Raw genomic sequence first — 21663 nt, forward strand, 5'->3', positions numbered from 1 at the left:
CCATTGGCTCACCGCCCGGCTGGAAGGCGCATCCCGATTGCCTCTCCGCCCGGCCCACTGCAGATAAGCCCGCCATGACTACTTCCCAGACTCCCATTCCCGACGTCCAGAACAGCGAAGACACCCGCCGCATTGCCATCAACAAGGTGGGCATCCGGGCCATCCGCCATCCGGTGAAAATCCGCGACAAGGGCGGCGACGTGCGCCACACGGTGGCCAGCTTCAACATGTACGTGGGCCTGCCGCACAACTTCAAGGGCACCCACATGTCCCGCTTCGTGGAGATTCTCAACAGCCACGAACGGGAAATCTCGGTGGAATCCTTCCCCACCATGCTGCAGGCCATGGCCGCCCGCCTGGAGGCCCGCAGCGGCCACATCGAGATGAGCTTCCCCTACTTCATCGCCAAGACCGCCCCGGTCTCCGGCGTGCAGAGCCTGCTCGACTACGACGTCACCCTGATCGGCGAAATCGCCGACGGCCGCATCACCTCCACGGTGCGGGTGGTGGTGCCGGTGACCAGCCTGTGCCCCTGCTCCAAGGAAATCTCCAACTACGGCGCCCACAACCAGCGCTCCCACGTCACCGTCACCGCCCGCCTCAACGCCTTCCTCTGGATCGAGGACCTGGTGCAGATGGTGGAAGCCCAGGCCTCCTGCGAACTGTTCGGCCTGCTCAAGCGGCCGGACGAGAAGTGGGTCACCGAGCGGGCCTACGACAATCCCAAGTTCGTCGAGGACATGGTGCGGGACGTGGCCGCCCGCCTCAATGAAGATCCCCGCATCGACCATTACGTGGTGGAGTCGGAAAATTTCGAGTCCATCCACAACCACTCCGCCTACGCCCTGATCGAGAAGGACAAGCGCGCCTGATAGCGCAAAACATTGCGAACCATTCTTGATAACACCTGACTAACCCGGCGAGTCCCCGGGGCGGGACACCAAGCCGAGGAGCCACAATGTCAGGCAAGTGCTGCAAGAAGGGTTGCAAGAAATGTCCCTGGCGCAAGAAGAAGTAGCGCCGGAGGAATTCAGGCATAAAAAAAGGGCGCCTTGCGGCGCCCTTTTCATGGCAACGGCCAAACAGCTTAGCCGCGCTTGAGGACCAGCTTTTCCTTGATGCGGGCGGACTTGCCGGAACGGTCGCGCAGGTAGTACAGCTTGGCACGACGCACGTCGCCGCGACGCTTCACTTCGATGGAAGCGATCAGGGGGGAGTAGGTCTGGAAAGTCCGTTCCACGCCTTCGCCGGAGGAAATCTTGCGCACGGTGAAAGCGGAGTTGAGGCCGCGGTTGCGCTTGGCGATGACCACGCCTTCGTAGGCCTGGACCCGCTTGCGGGTACCTTCCACCACGTTCACGCCAACCACCACGGTGTCGCCGGGGGCGAATTCGGGGATGGTCTTGCCGGCGGTCAGGCGGGCGATTTCTTCTTGTTCCAGTTGTGCAATCAGGTTCATGTGAGTACTTCCTAAGTTAAGAACTGCTTTTCATCTCACCGCATTGCTCCGCTTGCGCTTCTCTTTCGAGTTCGCCGAGGAGTTGCGTAATTTCCTTGGAAAGCTTTTTGCCTCCCTCGGTCTGTTGCGTCAGCCATTTGGCGTACAGCTCCGGGCGACGCTCCCGGGTCCGCGCCAGCGACTGTTTCAGTCGCCAGCGGCGAATGTCCTTGTGGTGGCCGGACAACAGCACCGGCGGCACCGGCATTTCTGCATACACCTCGGGGCGGGTGTAATGGGGGCAATCCAGCAGTCCGTCCACGAAGGAGTCCTGCTCGGCCGAGGTGGCATCGTTGAGCACCCCCGGCAATTGCCGCACCACGGCATCCATCAGGGCCATGGCCGGAATCTCGCCGCCCGAGAGGACGAAATCCCCGATCGACACTTCCTCGTCAACGCAGCGTTCGATCAGACGCTCGTCCACTCCCTCGTAGCGGCCGCAAAGCAGGATCAGACCCGCTTCTTCCTTCAGCCGCATGACGCTGGCGTGAGTCAGGGGGCGCCCCTGGGGTGACAGATAGATCACCCGGGGCTGGGCCACCCCATTCTGCCGCTGGGACTCCTTGGCCGCCGCAATGGCTTTTTCCAGAGGCTCAGGCAGCATCACCATGCCCGGGCCGCCGCCATAGGGGCGATCGTCCACGGTCCGGTAATTGTTGTCGGTGAAATCCCGCGGGTTCCAGGTGTTCAACACCCAGCGCCCGTCCTCCAGGGCCCGACGGCTGATGCCGAAGTTGGCCAGGGCGGCGAACATCTCCGGAAAGAGGGTGACGACGTCGAAACGCACGCTCAACCGATCCTCGGAGGCGAAGCCGGGCGGACTTTCACCAATCCTTTTCCCACTCGACGCGAATGCGGTGGTCAGCCTGCTCCACCGCCAGCACCACCGCGGCAACGAAGGGCAGCAGACGCTCCTCCCCGTCTTCGGCGGCGACGCGCAACACGTCGTTGGCCCCGGTTTCGATCAGCCCGACCACCTGGCCCAGCTTCTCGTCGCGGGTATTGACCACGTCCAGACCGATCAGATCGGTCCAGTAAAACTCGTTTTCCGACGTAGCCGGCATCGCTTCCCGGGGAGCGCCCACCAGAAACCCTTGCAGGGCCTCGGCGGCATTCCGGTCGTCAACGCCTTCAAGCCTTGCAACCAGCCCGTCTCCGTGCCAGCGGCATTGCTTCAACTTGCAGGAGCGCCATTGTGCCAAAGGCACTTCGGCCGCCCCATCCCCCTTCTCCGTTGCCACCCACCACTCGGGCATTTTGGCCCAGGCGAGGGGATCGTCGGCGAAGGGGTGGATTCTGACCCAGCCCTGGATACCGTAGGGGACGGTGATCTTCCCCAGGACGATGACCGGGTTGGTATCAGTTGCCGTCACGCTTTATCAGGCAGCCTTGGCAGCGAACTGCTTGACCAGGCGGGCCACGGTCGGGGACAGCTGGGCGCCGTTGTCGGTCCAGTAGGTCAGGCGATCCATCTTGATCACCAGGCCTTCGGCATTACCGGAGGCCACGGGGTTGTAGAAACCCACGCGCTCGACGAAACGGCCGTCGCGACGGTTACGGGAATCGGTAACCACCATGTTGTAGAAGGGGCGCTTCTTGGCGCCGCCACGGGCAAGGCGAATGACAACCATCGTTGTTCTCTTCCGAAATCAGAAAAAGGGCAAGATTATAACAATAAACCGCGGCAAAACAAGCAATAAAACAAGCCCCTACTTTGCCCCGGCGGAAACGGGAAACAAATCCGCCCCGCCCCCACCGCCTGGCGGCCGGGAACTCCCCGGAAACGCCCGCCTGTCGGGCAAATCCCTGGAGATGGCGGCACGGCACGCTATAATCCACGCACCTTTACACTCCCGCGGGCGCCCTTGAGCCGGCGCCGCCGCCCCTGACCGACCACACCATGAGCGAACCGTCCTCCGTTCCCCCGGAAACCGCGCCGCCCCCCCTGGGCATCACCGCCATCATCGAATGGCTGGGACTGCCGCCGTCCGGCGACCTGGGACAGGAGCTGACGACCCTCAAGGGCCACCTGCTGGCCATGGAGGACACGGCGGCCAGCGCCCAGCAGCGCCACCGGGTCCTGGACCTGATCCACGCCCGCAGCGTTACCGCGGTGGCCCGGCTGACCCCCAGCCTGGACGAGGCCGGCCTGCCCCTGCCGCGCAAGCTGCGTGCCCTGGTCAAGTCCGCCCAGGAACTGCTGGAACTGCTGGCCCGCAACTTCCTTACCATTCTGCAGGACCAGGTGGACGAACACCTGGTGAAGGGCCTGCGCCAGCCCCAGGACGTGATTCTCTGGCGCGCCCAGTACCTGCTCAAGCAGCACCTGCTGATCAGCGCCCTGGTAGCCTCCCCCGCCGCCGTCGGCATCTGGGAAGCCGCCCACCGCACCTACGCCCTGGCCCGGGAACGGGGCCTGCAGGGGCAACCGCCCGAAGGCACCGCCTCCAGCATCGAGAACGAATACGCCAGCACCCTGCTCCTGGCCTGCGCCCAGCCGGCCTCCTTCAGCGCCCGGGAACTGGAATTCATTGCCGACATCGCCCAACGGCACGGACACCGGCTGGAATTCCTCAGCATCACCGACGAGCGCCACCGGGGCCTGTTCTGGATCGATCCCAACCGGGACAGCCCGGCCGTGGCTCTGGCCCGCCGCCTGCCGCCGCCGGAAACGCCGGTGCTGTGGTTCTCCTGCGACCAGCTGGCCCATTTCCTCGAGCGGCAGCTGCACACCCTGGAATCCGGCAGCCAGCGGACGGGCACCAGCGAACTGCCCGAATTCGCCGCCACCTTGAGCGGGCGCAGCGTCCTGCGCCGCCTCATCCGCTTCTGGGGCAACCCGGCCCGGCGGCGCTTCCCGCGCCGGCGCCAGAGCTACCGGGTGACCCTGCACGCCGGCCTGGAACCCCTGGCCGGCCTGCTGCGCGGCCCTGCCCTGGAAGAAGGCGAAGGTTCCTCCTGGATGATCACCAACGAAAGCCCGGACGGCTACGCCCTGATGCACCTTGCCGGCACCTCGGAAAAGCTGGAAGTGGGCGACGTGGTGGCCCTCAAGCCGGAAAACCACCCGCCGGGCCGCGGCGGCTGGCAGGCCTGCATCGTGCGCTGGGCCCTCTCGGAAAATCCGGAGCACCTGGAGATCGGCCTGCAGATCCTGGCCCCCAAGGCCCTGCCCGCCACCATCGCCCTGCCCGGCGAGAATGCCAGCGCCCACCCCCATGTCCTGGTCCTGCCCGCCGTTCCGGGCCTGCGGCCCAACGACTCCCTGGTGACGCCGGCCGGGCTGCTGCCGGCGGACCAGGGACGCTTCGTGCTGCTGGTGGAACGGGACAATCTGGAAATCAAGGAAGTGCGCACCACCAGCCTGGACGAACAGACGGCCCGGGTGGAGATTTTCTCCATCGCCGTCGAGGAACAGCCGGACTAGCCTCCCGGCGGATTGCGGCGGTGCAGGGTGGCGGCCAGCAGGGCGCCCAGCAGCACCACCAGCCAGGACAGGTACAGCCACACCAGGAAGATGGGCACGGCGGCGAAGGCGCCGTAGATCAGGGTATAGGACGGCACCTTGGCCAGGTAGAACTCGAAGCCGCGCTGCATCAGGGTGATGGCCAGGGAGGCGAAGGCCCCGCCCCAGATGGCATGGCGCAGGCGCACCGGCACATTGGGCACGGCGAAGTAGAGGAAGGCGAAGAAGCCCCCCAGCAGCACCGCCGAAAGGGCCTTGAGCAGGGCGTTGCGCACCCAGAGGGCCTCGTTGAAGAAGCCCAGGGAGGCCGTCACCACGTAGGAGGTGACGCCGAAGACGGCGCCGAGCACCAGGGGCCCGAGCAGGGCGATCACCAGATAGAGTTTCAGCCGCCGGCCCGGGGAACGGGAGACGCCGACCTGCCACACGTGGTTGAGGGCCCGCTCGATGGTCAGCATCAGCACCAGGGCCGTGCCGGCCAGCACCATGACGCCGAGCCAAGTCAGGCGATTGACTTTCTGGGAAAAGATCAGGGTGTACTTGGCGATCACCACGCCGGCCTTGTCCGGCAGCAGGTTGGCCACCAGGAAGGTGTTCACCTGGTCCAGGATCACCGGGAAGAAGGGCAGGTCCGAGAGCACGGCCACCACCAGGCCCACCAGGGGCACCAGGGACAGCAGGGTGGTGTACGCCAGGCTGGCGGCGGTCTGGGTGAAGCGCTCCTCCCGGAAACGTCTGAACATTTCCGGCAGCATGCCTTCCCGCTGGGAGTAACGTCGTCTGGCCATCGCCACCATCAAATAGAAAAAAACCCGGGACAGGCCGCCCCGACACCGCCGCTATAATAGCCGACCCCGCCTGGAAGCCCCGTCATGGAAAAACGCCTCGTCCTCATCGCCAGCACCCTGCTGATCGCCCTGATCTTTCTCTGCCTGGCCTGGGAGCTATGGCTGGCGCCGCTCAAGCCGGGTGGCTCCTGGCTGGCGCTGAAGGCGGTGTTCCTGCTGCCGCCCCTGTTCGGCATCCTCAAGGGGCGCCGCTACACCTACCAGTGGAGCTCCCTTTTCATTCTCTTCTATCTGGCCGAAGGGTCCGTGCGGGTCACCTCCGACCAGGGCCTGACCCAGTGGCTGGCGGGCATCGAAACCCTGCTCAGCCTGGCCTTCTTCGCCTGCGTCGTGGCCTACGCCCGCCTCACCCGCCCATCCAAACAAAAGGCCCCCACCGCAGGGTGAGGGCCCGGGCCGGGCGCTGCCCGGCCGCTGCTGCGCTTGGCCGACGCGGCCAGTTCAGCCCATTCAGATATCGCCCTGGGGATTGAGCTTTTCCAGGGAGGAGTGGAGCTTGTTCAGGGCGTTGAGATAGGCCTTGGCCGAGGCGATGACGATATCCGTATCGGCCCCCTGGCCGTTCACGATGCGCCCGCCCTTGGCCAGGCGCACGGTCACTTCGCCCTGGGCATCGGTGCCGGTGGTGATGGCATTGACCGAATAGAGCAACTGCTCGGCGCCGCTGGCGGCGATTTTCTCGATGGCCTTGAAGGTGGCATCCACCGGACCGCTGCCTGAGGACGCTGCCTTGTGCTCGGCGCCGCCGACGGCAAGGGTGACGGCGGATTCGGGAATCTCCCCGGTCTCGGAGCAGACCTGGGAATAGACCAGCTTGTAGTGCTCCTGCTCCGGGGTCACGGTCTCGTCGGAAACCAGGGCCTGCAGATCCTCGTCGAAAATCTCGTGCTTCTTGTCGGCCAGTTCCTTGAAGCGGGCGAAGGCGGCGTTGAGGGCCTCTTCGCTGGGCAGGTCGATGCCCAGTTCAGCCAGGCGGGTCTTGAAGGCGTTGCGGCCGGAGTGCTTGCCCAGCACCAGCTTGTTCTGGGACCAGCCCACGTCTTCGGCCCGCATGATCTCGTAGGTTTCCCGGTGCTTAAGCACGCCATCCTGGTGGATGCCGGACTCGTGGGCGAAGGCGTTGGCGCCGACGATGGCCTTGTTCGGCTGCACCGGGTAGCCGGTGATCTGGGACACCAGCTTGGAGGCGGGCACGATCTGGGTGGTGTCGACCCGGGTTTCCACCGGGAAGATGTCGGCCCGGGTGCGGGTCGCCATCACCACCTCTTCCAGGGAGGCATTGCCGGCCCGTTCGCCCAGGCCGTTGATGGTGCATTCCACCTGGCGGGCGCCGGCCAGCACGGCGGCCAGGGAATTGGCCACGGCCAGGCCCAGGTCGTTGTGGCAGTGCACGGACCACACCACCTTGTCGGCACCGGGCACCCGCTCGATCAGCTGGCGGATGGTCTCGGCGAACTGGCTGGGCAGGTTGTAGCCCACGGTGTCGGGCACGTTGATGGTGGTGGCGCCGGCCTTGATCACGGCCTCGAAAATGCGGCAGAGGAAATCGATCTCGGAGCGGCCCGCATCCTCGGCGGAGAATTCCACGTCGTTGGTGTATTCCCGGGCCCAGCCGATGGCCTTGACCGCCTGTTCCACCACCTGGTCCGGGCTCATGCGCAGCTTCTTCTCCATGTGGATCGGGCTGGTGGCGATGAAGGTGTGGATGCGGCCCCGGGCGGCGGGCTTGATGGCCTCGCCGGCGCGGCGGATGTCGTTCTCGTTGGCCCGGGCCAGGGAACAGACGGTGGAATCCTTGATCGCCTCGGCGATGGCGTGGATGGCGTCGAAGTCGCCGGGAGAGGCGGCGGCGAAGCCGGCCTCGATCACGTCCACCCGCATCCGCTCGAGCTGGCGGGCCACCCGCAGCTTCTCTTCCTTGGTCATGGAAGCGCCGGGGCTCTGTTCGCCGTCGCGCAGGGTGGTGTCGAAAATGATCAGCTGCTGTTTCATGGTCTCTCTCCGGAATCTGCCGCCGCTGGAATTATTTGCGCAGGGGAAAGGATTCTAGCCTACCTTCGCCGGGAAACGACAGGCTGAACATGGTGATGGCTTCCCATAGGAAGATGCCCCACCCCGCTTCAAAACTCGGCTTCAGACAGACGGTAGGTTTGCATGTTGCCGTTCAACACCCGGTACAGGGTTACCGTGGTGTTGGAGTACTCAACCCGGCCAGGGCTTCTGACCTCTTGCAACTGGATCGCCTCAGAGCGAGTCAAACTGCCGCTGACAAGGTCGCGATAACGGAGGTCATAACTTCCGGGAGCAATCTTCTCCAAGTTGAACCGACCGAATGCCGGGATGTAAAACTGGCGGACAGTCCGCGCCTGCGCGCCCTCCAGGGCAACCAGCTTGACATGGAAATCGACATCATTGCGGCTGTTGTCCACCGTCAGGGTAGACAGGCCGGGCGCCGTTGCTTGCGCGTCTGAGCCGATATAGGCCGGACTGCTCGGCCAGGGTCGCCCGTCGGGAGCGGTAGGCGGGCGCAGATAGCGCGCGCTCCCCGGCAGATATCCTTCAAGAAACCTCCCCGCCCCCGGCGCCGGTGCCACTCGCTGGTTCAGCCACAAAAGCAAGACCGCCAAGGCCAGGCCGGCATACAAGCGCCAGTCCTGCAGCAGCGTCTGGGGAGCACGACGCCGCTTGGAGAAAACGAGCACGGAAGACGGTGTTTGCGTCGGCCTCGGTGGCGGCCGGACCTCCCACCGATCCCGAGGCGCAGCCTGCGCCACCGCCTCTTGCTGGGCCACCCAGAAATCATGGGCCTGGCGCCTGATGGGATCGGACAGCACGTCATAGGCCGCATTGATCAGGGCCATCCTGTGCGCCGCCCCGGCATCACCCGGATTTCGATCCGGATGATATTTCTGTGACAGGGTCTTGTAGGCAGCCCGAATGACTTCCGGCGGCGCATCGCGGGCCACCTTCAAGTGGTCGTAATGGGTGTGGATCTGCAGCATCTATGCAACGCCCCCGAAAAACGGACGGGAAAGAGGCCTGATCAGGCCTTTGCACGTGCCACACCAGCCAGCGGAGAAACACCACAGCCATGCCAGAAGCCATCCGCGGAAGCAGGCAGACCGGCAGTCGCATGAGCAGCAACGCGCACGTTCCATTACAGCACAGGAACGGCTGGTTAATACCAATGGAATTATTCGAACCCACCAAAGAGAAGAACCAAACCCAAACTGGCATTAGCCTGCGAGGCAGAAAGGACGCCACTGTCGGGCATGGATGCCCGGAGATGGCCGTCCCTTCTGCCTCCCGGGGGAGTACCGCCTCAGTTTTCCTCGGTCCGGCACAGGGCCGGGAACAGCAGGGGCAGCAGGATCAGGGTGAAGATGGTGGCGGAGACGATGCCGCCGACGATGACCACGGCGAAGGGCCGCTGGGTCTCCGAACCGATGCCGTGGGAGAGGGCCGCCGGCAGCAGGCCCAGGCCGGCCATCAGGGCCGTCATGAGGATCGGGCGCAGGCGGCCGACGGCGCCTTCCCGCACCGAAACGGCGACGCTCTGGCCGTTGCGCACGCCCTCGAGGAACTGCTCCACCATGATCACCCCGTTCTGCACCGAGATGCCGGCCACGGCGATGAAGCCGACGGCGGCGGAGACGGACATGTGCAGGCCGGCAGCGGCCAGGCCGAGAATGCCGCCGACCCAGGTGAAGGGCACCATGCCCAGCACCAGCAGGGCGAAGGGCATGGAGCGGAAGGCCCAGAACAGCAGCACGAAAATGCCCAGCACCGAGAGGGGCACGATCACCGCCAGGCGCTTGGTGGCCCGCTGCTGGTTCTCGAACTGGCCGCCCCAGGTCATGCTGTAGCCGCTGGGCAGATGCACCCGTTCCTTGACCTTGGCCATGGCCTCGGCGACGAAGCTGCCCTGGTCCCGCCCCAGCAGGTTGGCCTTCACCGCCACATAGCGGCCGCCGGCCTCCCGGGCGATGCGGGCCGGGCCCTGGCGCACTTCCACATGGGCGATGGCGGCCAGGGGTATGGTGCCGGGGTCGGCCAGGGAGGGATGGTCGCTGTGGGGCAGGGCGATGGGCAGGTCCGCCACGTCGTCCACCGCGTCCCGGTACTCCTTCTCCAGGCGCACCACGATGTCGAAGCGGCGGTCGCCGTCGTAGAAGACCGCCACGGCGCTGCCGGCCAGGGCCGTCTGCACCGTGGCATTGACGTCCTGGGCGCTGATGCCGTAGCGGGCCATGCGTTCCCGGTCCAGGGTGATGTCCAGCTCGGTCTGGCCGCTGACCTTGATGGCGGCCACGTCGGCAGCGCCGTGGATGGCGCCGAGCACGCCCACCACCTGCTCCGCCTTGTCCTCCAGGATGTCCAGGTCGGGGCCGAAGATTTTCACCGCGATCTCCCCCTTCACCCCGGAAATGGATTCCTGCACGTTGTCCTCGATGACCTGGGAGAAGTTGGTGGGCACCCCGGGAATGGCCCGGATCTTCCCGCTCATGTCGGCGATGAGGGCCTCCTTGCTGGGGAAGCGCCACTCGTTGTGGGGCTTTAAGTCCGCCAGGATTTCCATGTTGTTGGGGCCCTTGGGGTCGGTGCCGTCGTCGGGACGGCCGACGTGGGCGATGACCTTGCTCACCTCCGGATAGGAAAGCAGGATGCGCCGCACCTCCTGCTCCACCTCCTTGGTCTTGGCCAGGTTGGTGGCCGGCGGCAGGGTCACGGTGAGCCAGATATTGCCCTCGTCCAGCTTGGGCAGGAATTCGCTGCCCAGGTGGGGTACCAGGGCCAGGGAGAGGGCCAGGATGAGGCCGGAGCCGACCACGATCTGCCGCCGCCGGCCGTCGGCCCACTGCATCAGGTCCCGGTAGCGCCCCTGCAGGCGGTGCATCCAGTCCAGGTGCTTTTCCGCCAGGTTGTGCTGCTTCAGGTAGAAGGAGGTCAGGGCCGGGGTCAGGGTCAGGGTCAGCAGGATGGCGCCGATGATGGCGAAGGAGAGGGTGTAGGCCATGGGGGCGAAAATCTTCCCCTCCACCCGCTCGAAGGTGAAGATGGGCAGGAAGGCCAGGATGATGATGGCCTTGGAGAAGATGATCGGGTGCCCCATCTCGATGGCGGTGTGCTTCAGGGTCAGCATGCGCCACTGCAGGGTGCCGTGCAGGGGGTTCTTCTCCGGCTCGCCCATGGCCAGGCGCACCATGAGGGCCTCCACCAGCACCACGGCGCCGTCGATGATGATGCCGAAGTCCACCGCCCCCAGGGAGATGAGATTGGCCGCCACACCCTTGGTATGCATCATGACGAAGGCGGTGAGCAGGGACAGGGGAATCACCACCGCCACCACGGCGGCGGCGAACCAGGAGCGCAGGAACAGGATCAGGATGCCCACCACCAGCACCGCCCCCACCAGCAGGTTCTCGCTGACGGTGTGCACGGTGTGCTTGACCAGTTCGATGCGGTCGTAGATGGGCACCAGGCGCACGCCGGCGGGCAGGCGCTCGCCGACCCGGGCCATTTCCTCCTTGAGGGCGGCGGAAACCTTGATGGCGTTCTGGCCCTTGCTCATCTGCACGATGCCCTGCACCACGTCGTCCCGCTCGTTGAAGGAGACGATGCCGGAGCGGGTGCGGGGGCCGATCTCGACCCGGGCCACGTCGCCCACCAGGATGGGCTTGCCGTCCCGCACCGCCACGGTGACCCGGGCGATGTCGTCCATCTTGGACAGCAGGCCGATGGAACGCACCACCAGGGCCTCGTCGCCGCGGCGCATGATGCCGCCGCCGGCGTTGGCGTTGTTGCTGGCCAGGGCCTGGGAGACCTGGTCGATGCTGACCGCGAACTTGCGCAAGCGGGCCGGGTCGATGCGCACCTGGTATTCCTTCACCGCGCCGCCGAAGCTGACCACGTCGGCCACCCCGGTGACCCGGCGCAGGGCCGGCCGCACCACCCAGTCCTGCAGGGCCCGCACCTCGTGCAGGGGCATGTCCGCCGGGGCCTCGAAGACATAACGGTAGATTTCCCCCACCGCCGTGGTCAGGGGCGCCAGCCCGGGCTGGGCACCGGACGGCAAGACCACGTTCTGCAGCTTTTCCGTCACCTGCTGGCGGGCAAAATAGTCGTCCGTGTTGTCGGCGAAGGTCAGGGTGACGATGGACAGGCCGGTGATGGAGACGGAGCGCAGCTGGGTCATGCGCGGCACCCCGTTCATCTCCCGCTCGATGGGCAGGGAGATGCTCCGTTCCACTTCCTCCGGCGCCAGGCCCGGGGCCTGGGTGACGATATTGACCTGCACGTCCTGCACGTCGGGGAAGGCCTCGATGGGCAGATTGACCACGGCGTAGCCGCCCACGGCGATCAGCACCAGGACGCCGACGATGACGAACAGGCGCTGGGCCAGGGCGAAGGTAACCAGGCGTTCCAGCATGGCCTCAGTTCCCGGCCAATTCGGCATTGAGCAGCAGGGCGCCGGCGGTGACCACCCGCTCCCCGGCCTTCAGCCCGCTTTCGACGAAGCTGCTGTCGTGGCCGCGGAAGGCCAGCACCACTTCGCGCCGGGCCACCACCCCCGGCTCGGATTCGACGAAGAGATAGGTGTGCAGGCCTTCGGTCACCAGGGCGGTGTTGGGCACCTTGGGCAGGCGCCGGTCCGGGTTCTCCGGCACGATGCGGGCGAACATCTCCGGCTTCAGGCGGCGTTCCGGATTGGCCACGGCACAGCGCACCGGCACCCGGCGGGACTGGGGATCGAGCACGTCGCCGATGGCCTCCACCGTGCCGGGGAAGCGCTGTTCCGGATAGGCGTCCACGGCGATGGAGACGGCCTGGCCCACCTTCAGCTTGCCCAGGTCCTTTTCCGTCAGTTCGGCCATGACCCACAGGGAACGGGGATCGCTGACCACGAACAGGGGCGCGGCGCCGTCGGGGCGGACCTCGACGCCGGGGCTGGCCTGGCGCTCGGTGACGATGCCGGCCAGGGGCGTGCGCAGGGCGAAACCGCTCTCCCCGGCCAGGGGTGAGAGATTGCGCAGGCGGGCGCGGCTGCGCTCCACTTCGGCCTCGGCCGCCCGGTAATCGTTCTGGCTGGCTTCCAGATCCTTGCGCGCCACCACTTCCAGTTCGTAGAGGGCCTTGCTCCGTTCCAGGGCGGAGCGCTTGGTCTCCCGGTCCGACTCGGCCTTGCGCAGGTCGGCGTAGTCCGGCACGTCCAGGGTCAGCAGGGGGGCGCCGGCCTTGACCGTGTCCCCGGCCTGGGCCAGCACCTTCAGCACCCGGCCGCTGGTGGGGGCGAAAATGCGGGCGGTACGGTTCTCGTCGTAACTGACCCGTCCGGCCAGGGGTTCCAGCAGGGGCACCGGCAGCTCGGGCGCGGCTTCGATGCGCAGGTAGGCCAGCTGGGGCGCCCCCGGCGGGAAGCTGATGCTGTGGTTGGTGTTGAGGGCCGGCTTGGCCAGGGGCGCCGGTCCGGCCGGCGGCCCGGCCGGACGCAGGACCAGCACGGCCGCCACGGCCAGGGCGCCGGCGATGCCCAGGGGGAGCAGGACTTTTTTCTGCAGCAGGGGGGAGTGCTTCAGGGGCTTCATGGGCGTTCCTTTTGTTCTATTGGCCCAGGACCGCCTGCCAGGCGGCCAAGGCTTTGGCGTATTCGGCCCGGAGAATGGCGGCATCGAGACGCACGGCGCGCAGGGTGCGGCGGGCATCGAGCAGGTCGAGCAGGCCCAGGGCGCCGCGGCCGTAGGCATATTCACTGGCGCTGGCGACCCGCTCGGCCTCGGCCAGCAGGCCGTCCTCGAGCCGCTGACGGCGCTCCCGGGCGGCGCCCAGCAGGGATTCGGCCTGGGCCACCTCGCCCAGGGCCTGGGCCCGCACCTGTTCCTCCCGGGTGCGGGCGGCCAGCAGTTCGGCCTCGGCCCGGGCGATCTCGCCCTCGTAGGCATGGCGCAGGAACAGGGGCACGCTCAGGCTGACCCCGTAGGTGTTGTTGGGCGATGCATCGCCCGGGGGAAAGTGTTCGAACTGCACGCCCACCGTCACGTCCCGGCTGCGGGCGGCCCGCGCCAGCTCCCGGGCAGCTTCGGCAGCCTTGACCCGGGCCCGGGCGGCGAGAACGTCGGCCCGGCTCTCCAGCTCGGGACGGCGGGCGGTGACCGCCTCGCCTTCGCTGCGGGGCCAGGGCTCCGTCGCCCGCAGGCTGGCGGCCTCGGATTCCTTGCCGATGAGGTAGGCCAGGTTCTGGCGGGCCCGCTCCAGGTCGGCCTGGGCCGCCCGGGCCTCGTTTTCGGCGCGGCCGGCCTCGATGCGCAGGCGGGAAACGTCGGCCCCGGCCACATCGCCCACCTTGAGGCGCATTTCCGCCGCCTTGACGCTGCGCCGGTAGAGTTCGCCGCTTTCTTCGGCCACCTGGCGGCGCTCCTGGGCCAGGCGCAGGTCCCAGTAGGCGACCCGCAGCTGGAAGCGGCTCTGCCGCTGCACCTCCGCCAGGCCCTGGCCGGCGGCCTCGAGGGCGGCGCCGGCCACCTGCTGGCGCAGCTCCCGCTTGTCGCCCCGCTCGATCACCTGATCCAGGCGCAGCACCGAATCCACCCGCTTCTGCCCCAGGCTGCCGGCACCGATGCCGCTGCGGGGGTTGATGGAGGAGGTGGACAGGCTGAACTGGGGATTGGGCGCCTGGGCCGCGGTGAGGCTGTCCGCCTGGGCCGCCTGCACGCCCTCCCGGGCCAGCCGCACTTCCCGGTTTTGGGCCAGCCACAGGGCCTCGGCCTGGGCCAGGCCAAGCTCCTGCAGCGGCTCGGCGGCATGCAGAGAGGCGGGGCCGGTCGCCAGCAGGGCCAGACAGATGAGGAGGGAACGTGACATCGAAGCGGCCTGCAGTTTCTCGATACCTAGGAGGCTGGTATCGTATTGCCCCTTACTGACCAACTACTGACGCCCCATGCGCATTCTCCTGGTGGAAGACGACGAGTTGCTGGCCGACGGGCTGGTGAAGGCTTTGCGGCAATCGGGCTACGTCACCGACTGGACCCGGGACGGCAAGCAGGCCGACAGCTGGCTGACGGACCAGAACTATGACCTGGCCATCCTGGACCTGGGCCTGCCGGGAATGGAAGGCAGCGAGGTGCTGCAACGGCTGCGCGGACGTAAGCTGGCGACGCCGGTGCTGATTCTCTCGGCCCGGGAGGCCCTGGAGGAGCGGGTGCGCCTGCTGGACCTGGGCGCCGACGACTACCTGGTCAAGCCGGTCGCCCTGTCCGAACTGGAAGCCAGGGCCCGGGCCCTGATCCGCCGCGGCCGCACCCAGCCGGACCCGGAGCTGCGCCTGGGCAAGCTGCGCCTGGACACGGTGGGCAAGCGGGCCTGGCTGGGGGAGGAGCCTCTGGACCTGACCGCCCGGGAGTGGGCGGCCCTGGAGTTCCTGGTCAGCCGGGCCAACCGCATCGTCAGCAAGGAACAGATCATGCAGTCCCTATACAGCTGGGACGAGGACATCACCCCCAACGCCATCGAGAAATTCATCTCCCGCCTGCGGGTCAAGCTGGAGACCGGGGGCATTTCCATCCGCACCGTGCGCGGCCTGGGCTACTACCTGGAAAAGCCGAAGGACGAGGACGGCGCGGACGCGGCCAGCGATGATCCGCCAGCCTAGCCTGCGGCGCCTGCTGCTGATCTGGCTGCTGCCGGCCATGCTGGCCCTGGTGGCGGCCGGCGGCCTGATGGCCTACGGCATCGCCCTGCGTTCCGCCACCTGGGCCTACGACCGGGCCCTGCTCGACACCTCCCTGGCCCTCTCCGGCCAGATCCACATCGTCAGCGGCCACCCGGTGCTCAACCTGCCGTCCCAGGCCCAGGAGATCCTCCTCACCGACCGCTACGACAACGTCTTCTACGAGGTCATCGGCCCCCAGGGCGAATCCGTCGCCGGCCACCGGGGCATTCCGCGCCCGCCCCAGCAGCTGCCCGAGGACGGCCGCATCTACTACGACGGCTGGTTCCACGACCGGGAAGTGCGGGTCGCCGCCCTCTTCGTCCTGCGCGAAGGCATTCCCCTGCTGATCCTGGCGGCCGAGACCCAGACCAAGCGGGACAACCTGGTGCGGGAAATCCTCACCTCCATGCTGCTGCCGGAACTGCTGCTGGTGGCGGCCACCCTGGGCCTGGGCTGGCTCGGCATCCGCCACGGCCTGAAGCCGGTGGAGGACCTGCGGGAGCAGCTCTCCCAGCGCTCCCACCACGACCTCAGCGCCGTCTCCTCGGACCGGGTGCCCCGGGAAATCGGCCCCCTGGTGGAAGAACTGAATCATCTGCTGTCCCGCCTCGACGGCTCCCTCTCGGCCCAGCGCAACTTCGTCTCCGATGCGGCCCACCAGCTGCGCACGCCCCTGGCCGCCCTGCAGGCCCAGGCGGAACTGGCCCTGCGCCGCCTCAACGGCCCGGCCCCGACCCAGACCGGGGAACTGCGGGCCGAGCTGGAACGCATCCTGGCCGCCACCCGGCGCCTCACCCACCTGGCCCACCAGCTGCTGGCCCTGGCCCGGGCCGAGCCGGGCGGCGAACAGGCGATGAAGCCCCTGGACCTGGTGGAAGTGGTGCACCAGTGCGCCGAGACCTGGCACCCCCGGGCCCTGGAACGCAACATCGACCTGGGTTTCGACCTGGCGCCGGCCCCCCTCCTCGGCCACCCGCGGCTACTGGAGGAGCTGCTGAGCAACCTCATCGACAACGCCATCCATTACACGCCCGCCGGCGGCAGCGTCACGGTGCGGACTTTCGCCCGGGACGGGGCGGCCGTGCTGCAGGTGGACGACACCGGCCCGGGCATTGCGCCGGAGCAGCGGGAAAAGGTGTTCGAGCGCTTCCACCGCATCAACGGGGAACAGAATCCGGAAGGCTGCGGCCTGGGCCTGGCCATCGTCAGGGAGATCGCCAAACAGCACGGGGCCGACGTCTGGCTGGACGAGGCCCCGGTGCTGGGAGGTGCGCGGCTGGAAGTGAGCTTCCCGCCGCCACCCGGAAGGTGAATCAGAGGGGAGTGGAGGCGGGCTTGCGCCGCAGCAGGCGCAGGCCGGAGAGGGCGTAGCCGGAGAGGGCATAGACCACGAACAGGCCGAACAGCACGCCCGGGGGATACATGAAGACCAGGGCGAAGGCGAGGACGATGGCACCGACGAAGATGAAGGGCACGCTCTTGCGCAGGTTGATGTCCTTGAAGCTGTAGAAGCGGCAGTTGGTGACCATGGAGACGCCGGCAAAGATGGTCAGGATGCAGGCGATGACCCGCACGTCGCTGCCGACGATGTCGTTGTCCAGCATCAGCCAGACGAAGCCCGCCACCAAGGCGGCCGCAGCCGGGCTGGGCAGGCCCTGGAAGAAGCGCTTGTCGATCACTTCCAGGGTGGTGTTGAAACGGGCCAGGCGCAGGGCGGCGCCGGCGCAGTAGATGAAGGCGGCGATCCAGCCCAGCTTGCCCATGCCGCGCAGGGCCCACTCGTAGATCACCAGGGAGGGCGCGGCGCCGAAGGAAACCATGTCGGACAGGGAATCGTATTCGGCACCGAAGGCGCTCTGGGTGTGGGTCAGGCGCGCCACCCGGCCGTCCAGCCCGTCCAGCACCATGGCCACGAAAATGGCCACGGCGGACTGTTCATAGAACCCGTTCATGGCCTGGACGATGGCGAAGAAGCCGGCGAACAGGGCGGCGGTGGTGAACAGGTTGGGAAGGACGTAGATGCCCCGGCGTTTCAATTCCGGGTTGAAGAGGACCTTGCGGGGTTTCAGTTCGGACATTTTTTCTGTGAATTACGCCAACTCGGCAAGAACGGTGGAGGAAGCATACACCTTCTCCCCGATGCTGGCCTTGATGCGGGCATCCAGGGGCAGGTATACGTCCACGCGGGAGCCGAAGCGGATGAAGCCGTAACGCTGGCCCCGGGCCAGCTGCACGCCGCCATCCACATAGTTGAGGATGCGCCGGGCCACCAGGCCGGCCACCTGCACGGAGGTCACGTCCTGGCCGTCGGCGGTCTTGATCCACAGGGCGCAGCGCTCGTTCTCGACGGAGGCCTTGTCCAGGGCGGCATTGACGAAGGCGCCCGGGTTGTACCACTTCTGTTGCACGGTGCCATCCACCGGGCTGCGGTTGGAGTGCACGTTGAAGACGTTCATGAAGACGCTGACCTTCACTGCCTCACGGTTGAGGTAGGGGTCCAGGGCCTTTTCCACGGCGACGATGCGGCCGTCGGCGGGGGCCACGATGGTCTTGGCGCCGCCGGCGATCTTGCGCGCCGGGTCGCGGAAAAACTGCAGCACGAAGAGGGCGATGATCCACAGGGGCACGGCCACGTAAACCGGGGCAAAGGCGCTGCCGGCAAGGGCCGCCACCACGGCGATGGTCAGGAAGGGCCAGCCTTCGCGGGCGATGATGGGATGGGGATAGTTGTTCAAGGACGCGCTCTCAGGGCTGTTTTGCGGACGCTCCGGCCGGGGCCGCAGCGTGAAGACGGGAGTTGCAACGAAACCGGGGCGGAGCCCCGGAAAGCGCGTGCAGCCTGCGCCTCCGGTTAGCTCCGCCCCGCGCCAGTCTTAGTTCTTGGACTGGTCCACCAGCTTGTTCTTCTTGATCCAGGGCATCATGTCGCGCAGCTTGGAACCGACCTGCTCGATGGGATGATCAGCGGTCAGGCGGCGGCGGGCGGTCATGCTGGGGTAGCCGGTCTTGCCTTCCAGGATGAACATCTTGGCGTATTCGCCGGTCTGGATGCGCTTCAGAGCGTTGCGCATGGCGTAGCGGGATTCTTCGTTGATGACTTCGGGGCCGGTCACGTACTCGCCATACTCCGCGTTGTTGGAGATGGAGTAGTTCATGTTGGCGATGCCGCCTTCGTACATCAGGTCCACGATCAGCTTCAGCTCGTGCAGGCACTCGAAGTAGGCCATTTCGGGAGCGTAGCCGGCTTCCACCAGGGTCTCGAAGCCCATCTTCACCAGTTCCACGGCGCCACCACAGAGCACGGCCTGTTCGCCGAAGAGGTCGGTTTCGGTCTCTTCACGGAAGTTGGTTTCGATGACGCCACCCTTGGTGCCGCCGTTGGCAGCGGCGTAGGACAGGGCGATGTCCTTGGCCTTGCCGGTCTTGTCCTGGTACACGGCGATCAGGGAAGGCACGCCGCCACCCTTCAGGTACTCGGAGCGCACGGTGTGGCCGGGGCCCTTGGGGGCGACCATGATGACGTCCACGTCTTCGCGGGGCACCACCTGGTTGTAATGCACGTTGAAACCGTGGGCGAAGGCCAGGGCGGCGCCCTTCTTCAGGTTGGGTTCCACGTCGGCGTAGTACACAGCGGGGATGTTCTCGTCGGGCAGCAGGATCATGACCACGTCGGCGCCCTTGACGGCCTTGGCGATCTCTTCCACCTTCAGACCGGCCTTTTCGGCCTTGGCCCAGGAGGCACCGCCCTTGCGCAGGCCGACGGTGACCTTGCAGCCGGAATCCTTCAGGTTCTGGGCGTGGGCGTGGCCCTGGGAGCCGTAGCCGACGATGGTGACTTTCTTGCCCTTGATGAGGGAGAGGTCGGCGTCCTTGTCGTAATAAACTTTCATTTTTTTCCTTTCGGGTTCAAGGGCTTGCTTCAAACTTTGAGAATGCGGTCGCCGCGGCCGATGCCGCAGACGCCGGTACGCACGGTTTCGAGGATCAGACCGGCATCGAGGGCGGCAATGAAGGAGTCCAGCTTGGCGCCGGTGCCGGTCAGCTCGATGACGTAGGTCGAATCGGTGACGTCAATGATACGGCCGCGGAAGATATCGGCCATACGCTTCATCTCTTCGCGGTCCTTGCCGGTGGCGCGGACCTTGATGAGCATAAGTTCCCGCTCGGAATGAGCGGCTTCGGAAAGATCCACCACCTTGACCACGTCCACCAGCTTGTTGAGCTGTTTGGTGATCTGTTCCAGCACATCTTCTGACCCCGTGGTAACGATGGTCATGCGGGACAGGGAGGCATCCTCGGTAGGAGCCACGGTGAGGGATTCGATGTTGTAGCCGCGGGCGGAGAACAGGCCCGCCACCCGGGACAGGGCGCCGGCTTCGTTTTCCAGCAGGATGGAAATGATGTGTCGCATGGTTCTCTACTCCGGGCTCACAGGTCTTCGGACAGGATCATTTCGGACAGGCCCTTGCCGGCCGCCACCATGGGGTAGACGTTGGCTTCGGGGTCGATGATGAAGTCCATGAACACCAGGCGGTCCTTGTATTCGGTGAAGGCCTTCTTCAGGGCCGGCACCACGTCCTCGGGCTTCTCGATGCGCATGCCGACGTGGCCGTAGGATTCGGCCAGCTTGACGAAATCGGGCAGGGAAGTGACGTAGGACTGGGAGTAGCGCTTGGAGTAGAACATCTCCTGCCACTGCCGCACCATGCCCAGCATGCCGTTGTTGAGGTTGATGATCTTCACCGGCAGTTCGAACTGCTTGCAGGTGGACAGCTCCTGGATGCACATCTGGATGGAGCCTTCGCCGGTGATACAGGCCACCTGGGCGCCCGGATTGGCGAAAAGCACGCCCATGGCGTAGGGCAGGCCCACGCCCATGGTGCCCAGACCGCCGGAGTTGATCCAGCGGCGGGGCTTGTCGAACTTGTAGTACTGGGCGGCGAACATCTGGTGCTGGCCCACGTCGGAGGTGATGAAGGCTTCGCCCTGGGTCACCTCGTAGAGCTTCTCCACCACGTACTGGGGCTCGATCAGGTCGCCCTGCTTGTAGCCCAGGCTGTTCTTGGCGCGCCAGCCGTCGATCTGCTGCCACCAGTCGGAGACGTCGGGAGCCGCCTTGGCGCCGTCGTCCAGCAGCTTGAGCAGCTCGTCCAGCACATCGGGCACGTTGCCGACGATGGGCACATCCACCTTGACCCGCTTGGAAATGGAGGAAGGATCGATGTCCACATGGATGATCTTGCGCGGCACGCCGCCGAAATGCTCGGGATTGCCGATCACCCGGTCGTCGAAGCGGGCACCGATGGCCAGCACCACGTCGGCGTGCTGCATGGTCATGTTGGCTTCGTAGGTGCCGTGCATGCCCAGCATGCCGACGAACTGCTTGTCGGTGGCCGGGTAGCCGCCCAGGCCCATGAGGGTGTTGGTGACCGGGAAGTTGAGACGCTTGGCCAGCTTCACCAGCTTCTCGGAGGCGTCGGAGAGGACCACGCCGCCACCGGTGTAGATGATGGGCTGCTTGGCTTCCAGCAGCATCTGCACGGCCTTCTTGATCTGCCCCAGGTGGCCCTTGACCACCGGGTTGTAGGAGCGCATCTGCACGGAGGCCGGATATTCGAACTCGCACTTGTTGGCGGTGATGTCCTTGGGGATATCCACCACCACCGGGCCGGGACGGCCGGTCTTGGCGATGTGGAAGGCCTTCTTCATGGTGGAGGCCAGATCCTTGACGTCCTTCACCAGGAAGTTGTGCTTGACGCAGGGGCGGGTGATGCCCACGGTGTCGCATTCCTGGAAGGCATCCTGGCCGATGTAGTAGGTCGGCACCTGGCCGCACAGCACCACCATCGGGATGGAGTCCATATAGGCCGTGGCAATGCCGGTGACGGCATTGGTGACGCCGGGACCGGAGGTCACCAGGGCCACGCCGACCCGTTCGGAGGAGCGGGAATAGGCATCGGCAGCATGGACGGCAGCCTGTTCATGGCGTACCAGGATATGCTTGATGTCGTCCTGCTTGAACAGTTCGTCGTAAATATGCAGCACCGAACCGCCAGGATAGCCGAACACATAGTCGACCTTTTCTTCCTGAAGGCACCTGATTACAATCTCCGCACCGGTAAGCGTCATTTTTATGGCCTTACGT

20 protein-coding genes are annotated in these 21663 nt (G+C 66.2%); 5 read left to right on the forward strand and 15 right to left on the reverse strand.

From position 1 onward, the window contains the following. Positions 1-74 precede the first annotated feature (74 nt). Entirely contained in the window at positions 75-872 is a 798-nt protein-coding gene (gene folE2 / locus EV678_RS07580) for a GTP cyclohydrolase FolE2 (RefSeq protein ID WP_130459057.1), read from the forward strand. 215 nt (positions 873-1087) lie between these two features. Here folE2 and rplS read toward each other — a convergent pair whose 3' ends face one another. Genes rplS through rpsP form a run of 4 tightly spaced genes read right to left on the reverse strand, consistent with a single transcriptional unit; the run spans position 1088 to position 3129 of the window. Next, positions 1088-1459, reverse strand: coding sequence for a 50S ribosomal protein L19 (gene rplS / locus EV678_RS07585; RefSeq protein ID WP_014238520.1), 372 nt, complete (start codon positions 1457-1459; stop codon positions 1088-1090). Between the two features lie 16 nt (positions 1460-1475). After that, positions 1476-2285 (reverse strand): tRNA (guanosine(37)-N1)-methyltransferase TrmD, encoded by an 810-nt coding sequence (gene trmD / locus EV678_RS07590; protein ID WP_130459058.1) that lies wholly within the window; start codon positions 2283-2285, stop codon positions 1476-1478. A 37-nt stretch (positions 2286-2322) separates the two neighbouring features. Continuing rightward, entirely contained in the window at positions 2323-2871 is a 549-nt protein-coding gene (gene rimM, locus EV678_RS07595) for a ribosome maturation factor RimM (RefSeq protein ID WP_014238522.1), read from the reverse strand. A gap of 6 nt (positions 2872-2877) precedes the next feature. Further along, on the reverse strand, positions 2878-3129 hold the full coding sequence (gene rpsP, locus EV678_RS07600) for a 30S ribosomal protein S16 (RefSeq protein ID WP_014238523.1): 252 nt from the start codon (positions 3127-3129) through the stop codon (positions 2878-2880). A 269-nt stretch (positions 3130-3398) separates the two neighbouring features. Here rpsP and EV678_RS07605 point away from each other — a divergent pair, with 269 nt between their 5' ends. Then, on the forward strand, positions 3399-4925 hold the full coding sequence (locus EV678_RS07605; RefSeq protein ID WP_130459059.1) for a hypothetical protein: 1527 nt from the start codon (positions 3399-3401) through the stop codon (positions 4923-4925). Here EV678_RS07605 and EV678_RS07610 read toward each other — a convergent pair. Next, entirely contained in the window at positions 4922-5752 is an 831-nt protein-coding gene (locus EV678_RS07610) for a YihY family inner membrane protein (RefSeq protein ID WP_014238525.1), read from the reverse strand. The genes EV678_RS07605 and EV678_RS07610 overlap by 4 nt on opposite strands. 84 nt (positions 5753-5836) lie before the next feature. On the opposite strand from EV678_RS07610, the gene EV678_RS07615 reads away from it, so the two are divergent. Then, on the forward strand, positions 5837-6199 hold the full coding sequence (locus EV678_RS07615) for a DUF2069 domain-containing protein (RefSeq protein WP_014238526.1): 363 nt from the start codon (positions 5837-5839) through the stop codon (positions 6197-6199). A gap of 63 nt (positions 6200-6262) precedes the next feature. On the opposite strand, the gene EV678_RS07620 is transcribed toward EV678_RS07615, so the two are convergent. The 5 genes from EV678_RS07620 to EV678_RS07640 all read right to left on the reverse strand — a co-directional run bounded on the left by EV678_RS07620 (position 6263) and on the right by EV678_RS07640 (position 14671). After that, positions 6263-7804 carry a 2-isopropylmalate synthase gene (locus EV678_RS07620; RefSeq protein WP_014238527.1) on the reverse strand — a complete coding sequence of 514 codons (1542 nt, stop codon included), beginning with the start codon at positions 7802-7804 and terminating at the stop codon, positions 6263-6265. A gap of 128 nt (positions 7805-7932) precedes the next feature. After that, positions 7933-8814 (reverse strand): J domain-containing protein, encoded by an 882-nt coding sequence (locus EV678_RS07625; RefSeq protein ID WP_130459061.1) that lies wholly within the window; start codon positions 8812-8814, stop codon positions 7933-7935. 320 nt (positions 8815-9134) lie between these two features. Beyond that, positions 9135-12242 carry an efflux RND transporter permease subunit gene (locus EV678_RS07630; RefSeq protein ID WP_130459062.1) on the reverse strand — a complete coding sequence of 1036 codons (3108 nt, stop codon included), beginning with the start codon at positions 12240-12242 and terminating at the stop codon, positions 9135-9137. Between the two features lie 4 nt (positions 12243-12246). Then, complete coding sequence (locus tag EV678_RS07635) at positions 12247-13398, reverse strand: efflux RND transporter periplasmic adaptor subunit (RefSeq protein ID WP_130459063.1); 1152 nt, start codon at positions 13396-13398, stop codon at positions 12247-12249. Positions 13399-13414: 16 nt separating this feature from the next. Further along, the gene (locus tag EV678_RS07640; RefSeq protein ID WP_130459064.1) at positions 13415-14671 is read right to left on the reverse strand and encodes a TolC family protein; all 1257 of its coding nucleotides are present in this window, start codon (positions 14669-14671) and stop codon (positions 13415-13417) included. A gap of 76 nt (positions 14672-14747) precedes the next feature. Between EV678_RS07640 and EV678_RS07645 the strand changes: the two genes are divergently transcribed. Then, entirely contained in the window at positions 14748-15458 is a 711-nt protein-coding gene (locus EV678_RS07645; RefSeq protein ID WP_014238531.1) for a response regulator, read from the forward strand. Continuing rightward, complete coding sequence (locus EV678_RS07650) at positions 15442-16830, forward strand: sensor histidine kinase (RefSeq protein ID WP_130459065.1); 1389 nt, start codon at positions 15442-15444, stop codon at positions 16828-16830. Before EV678_RS07645 ends, EV678_RS07650 begins: the two co-directional genes overlap by 17 nt. 1 nt (position 16831) lies before the next feature. Here EV678_RS07650 and pssA read toward each other — a convergent pair whose 3' ends face one another. The 5 genes from pssA to ilvB all read right to left on the reverse strand — a co-directional run bounded on the left by pssA (position 16832) and on the right by ilvB (position 21647). Continuing rightward, positions 16832-17596, reverse strand: a complete 765-nt coding sequence (gene pssA / locus EV678_RS07655; RefSeq protein ID WP_014238533.1) for a CDP-diacylglycerol--serine O-phosphatidyltransferase — start codon at positions 17594-17596, stop codon at positions 16832-16834. Positions 17597-17608: 12 nt separating this feature from the next. After that, entirely contained in the window at positions 17609-18253 is a 645-nt protein-coding gene (locus tag EV678_RS07660; RefSeq protein ID WP_014238534.1) for a phosphatidylserine decarboxylase, read from the reverse strand. A 138-nt stretch (positions 18254-18391) separates the two neighbouring features. Further along, entirely contained in the window at positions 18392-19408 is a 1017-nt protein-coding gene (ilvC, locus tag EV678_RS07665) for a ketol-acid reductoisomerase (protein WP_014238535.1), read from the reverse strand. 29 nt (positions 19409-19437) lie between these two features. Beyond that, entirely contained in the window at positions 19438-19929 is a 492-nt protein-coding gene (gene ilvN / locus EV678_RS07670; protein WP_014238536.1) for an acetolactate synthase small subunit, read from the reverse strand. A 17-nt stretch (positions 19930-19946) separates the two neighbouring features. Continuing rightward, the gene (gene ilvB, locus EV678_RS07675; protein WP_014238537.1) at positions 19947-21647 is read right to left on the reverse strand and encodes a biosynthetic-type acetolactate synthase large subunit; all 1701 of its coding nucleotides are present in this window, start codon (positions 21645-21647) and stop codon (positions 19947-19949) included. Between the last annotated feature and the right edge of the window lie 16 nt (positions 21648-21663).

The sequence above is a fragment of the Azospira oryzae genome (genome assembly GCF_004217225.1).
Classification (GTDB): domain Bacteria; phylum Pseudomonadota; class Gammaproteobacteria; order Burkholderiales; family Rhodocyclaceae; genus Azospira; species Azospira oryzae.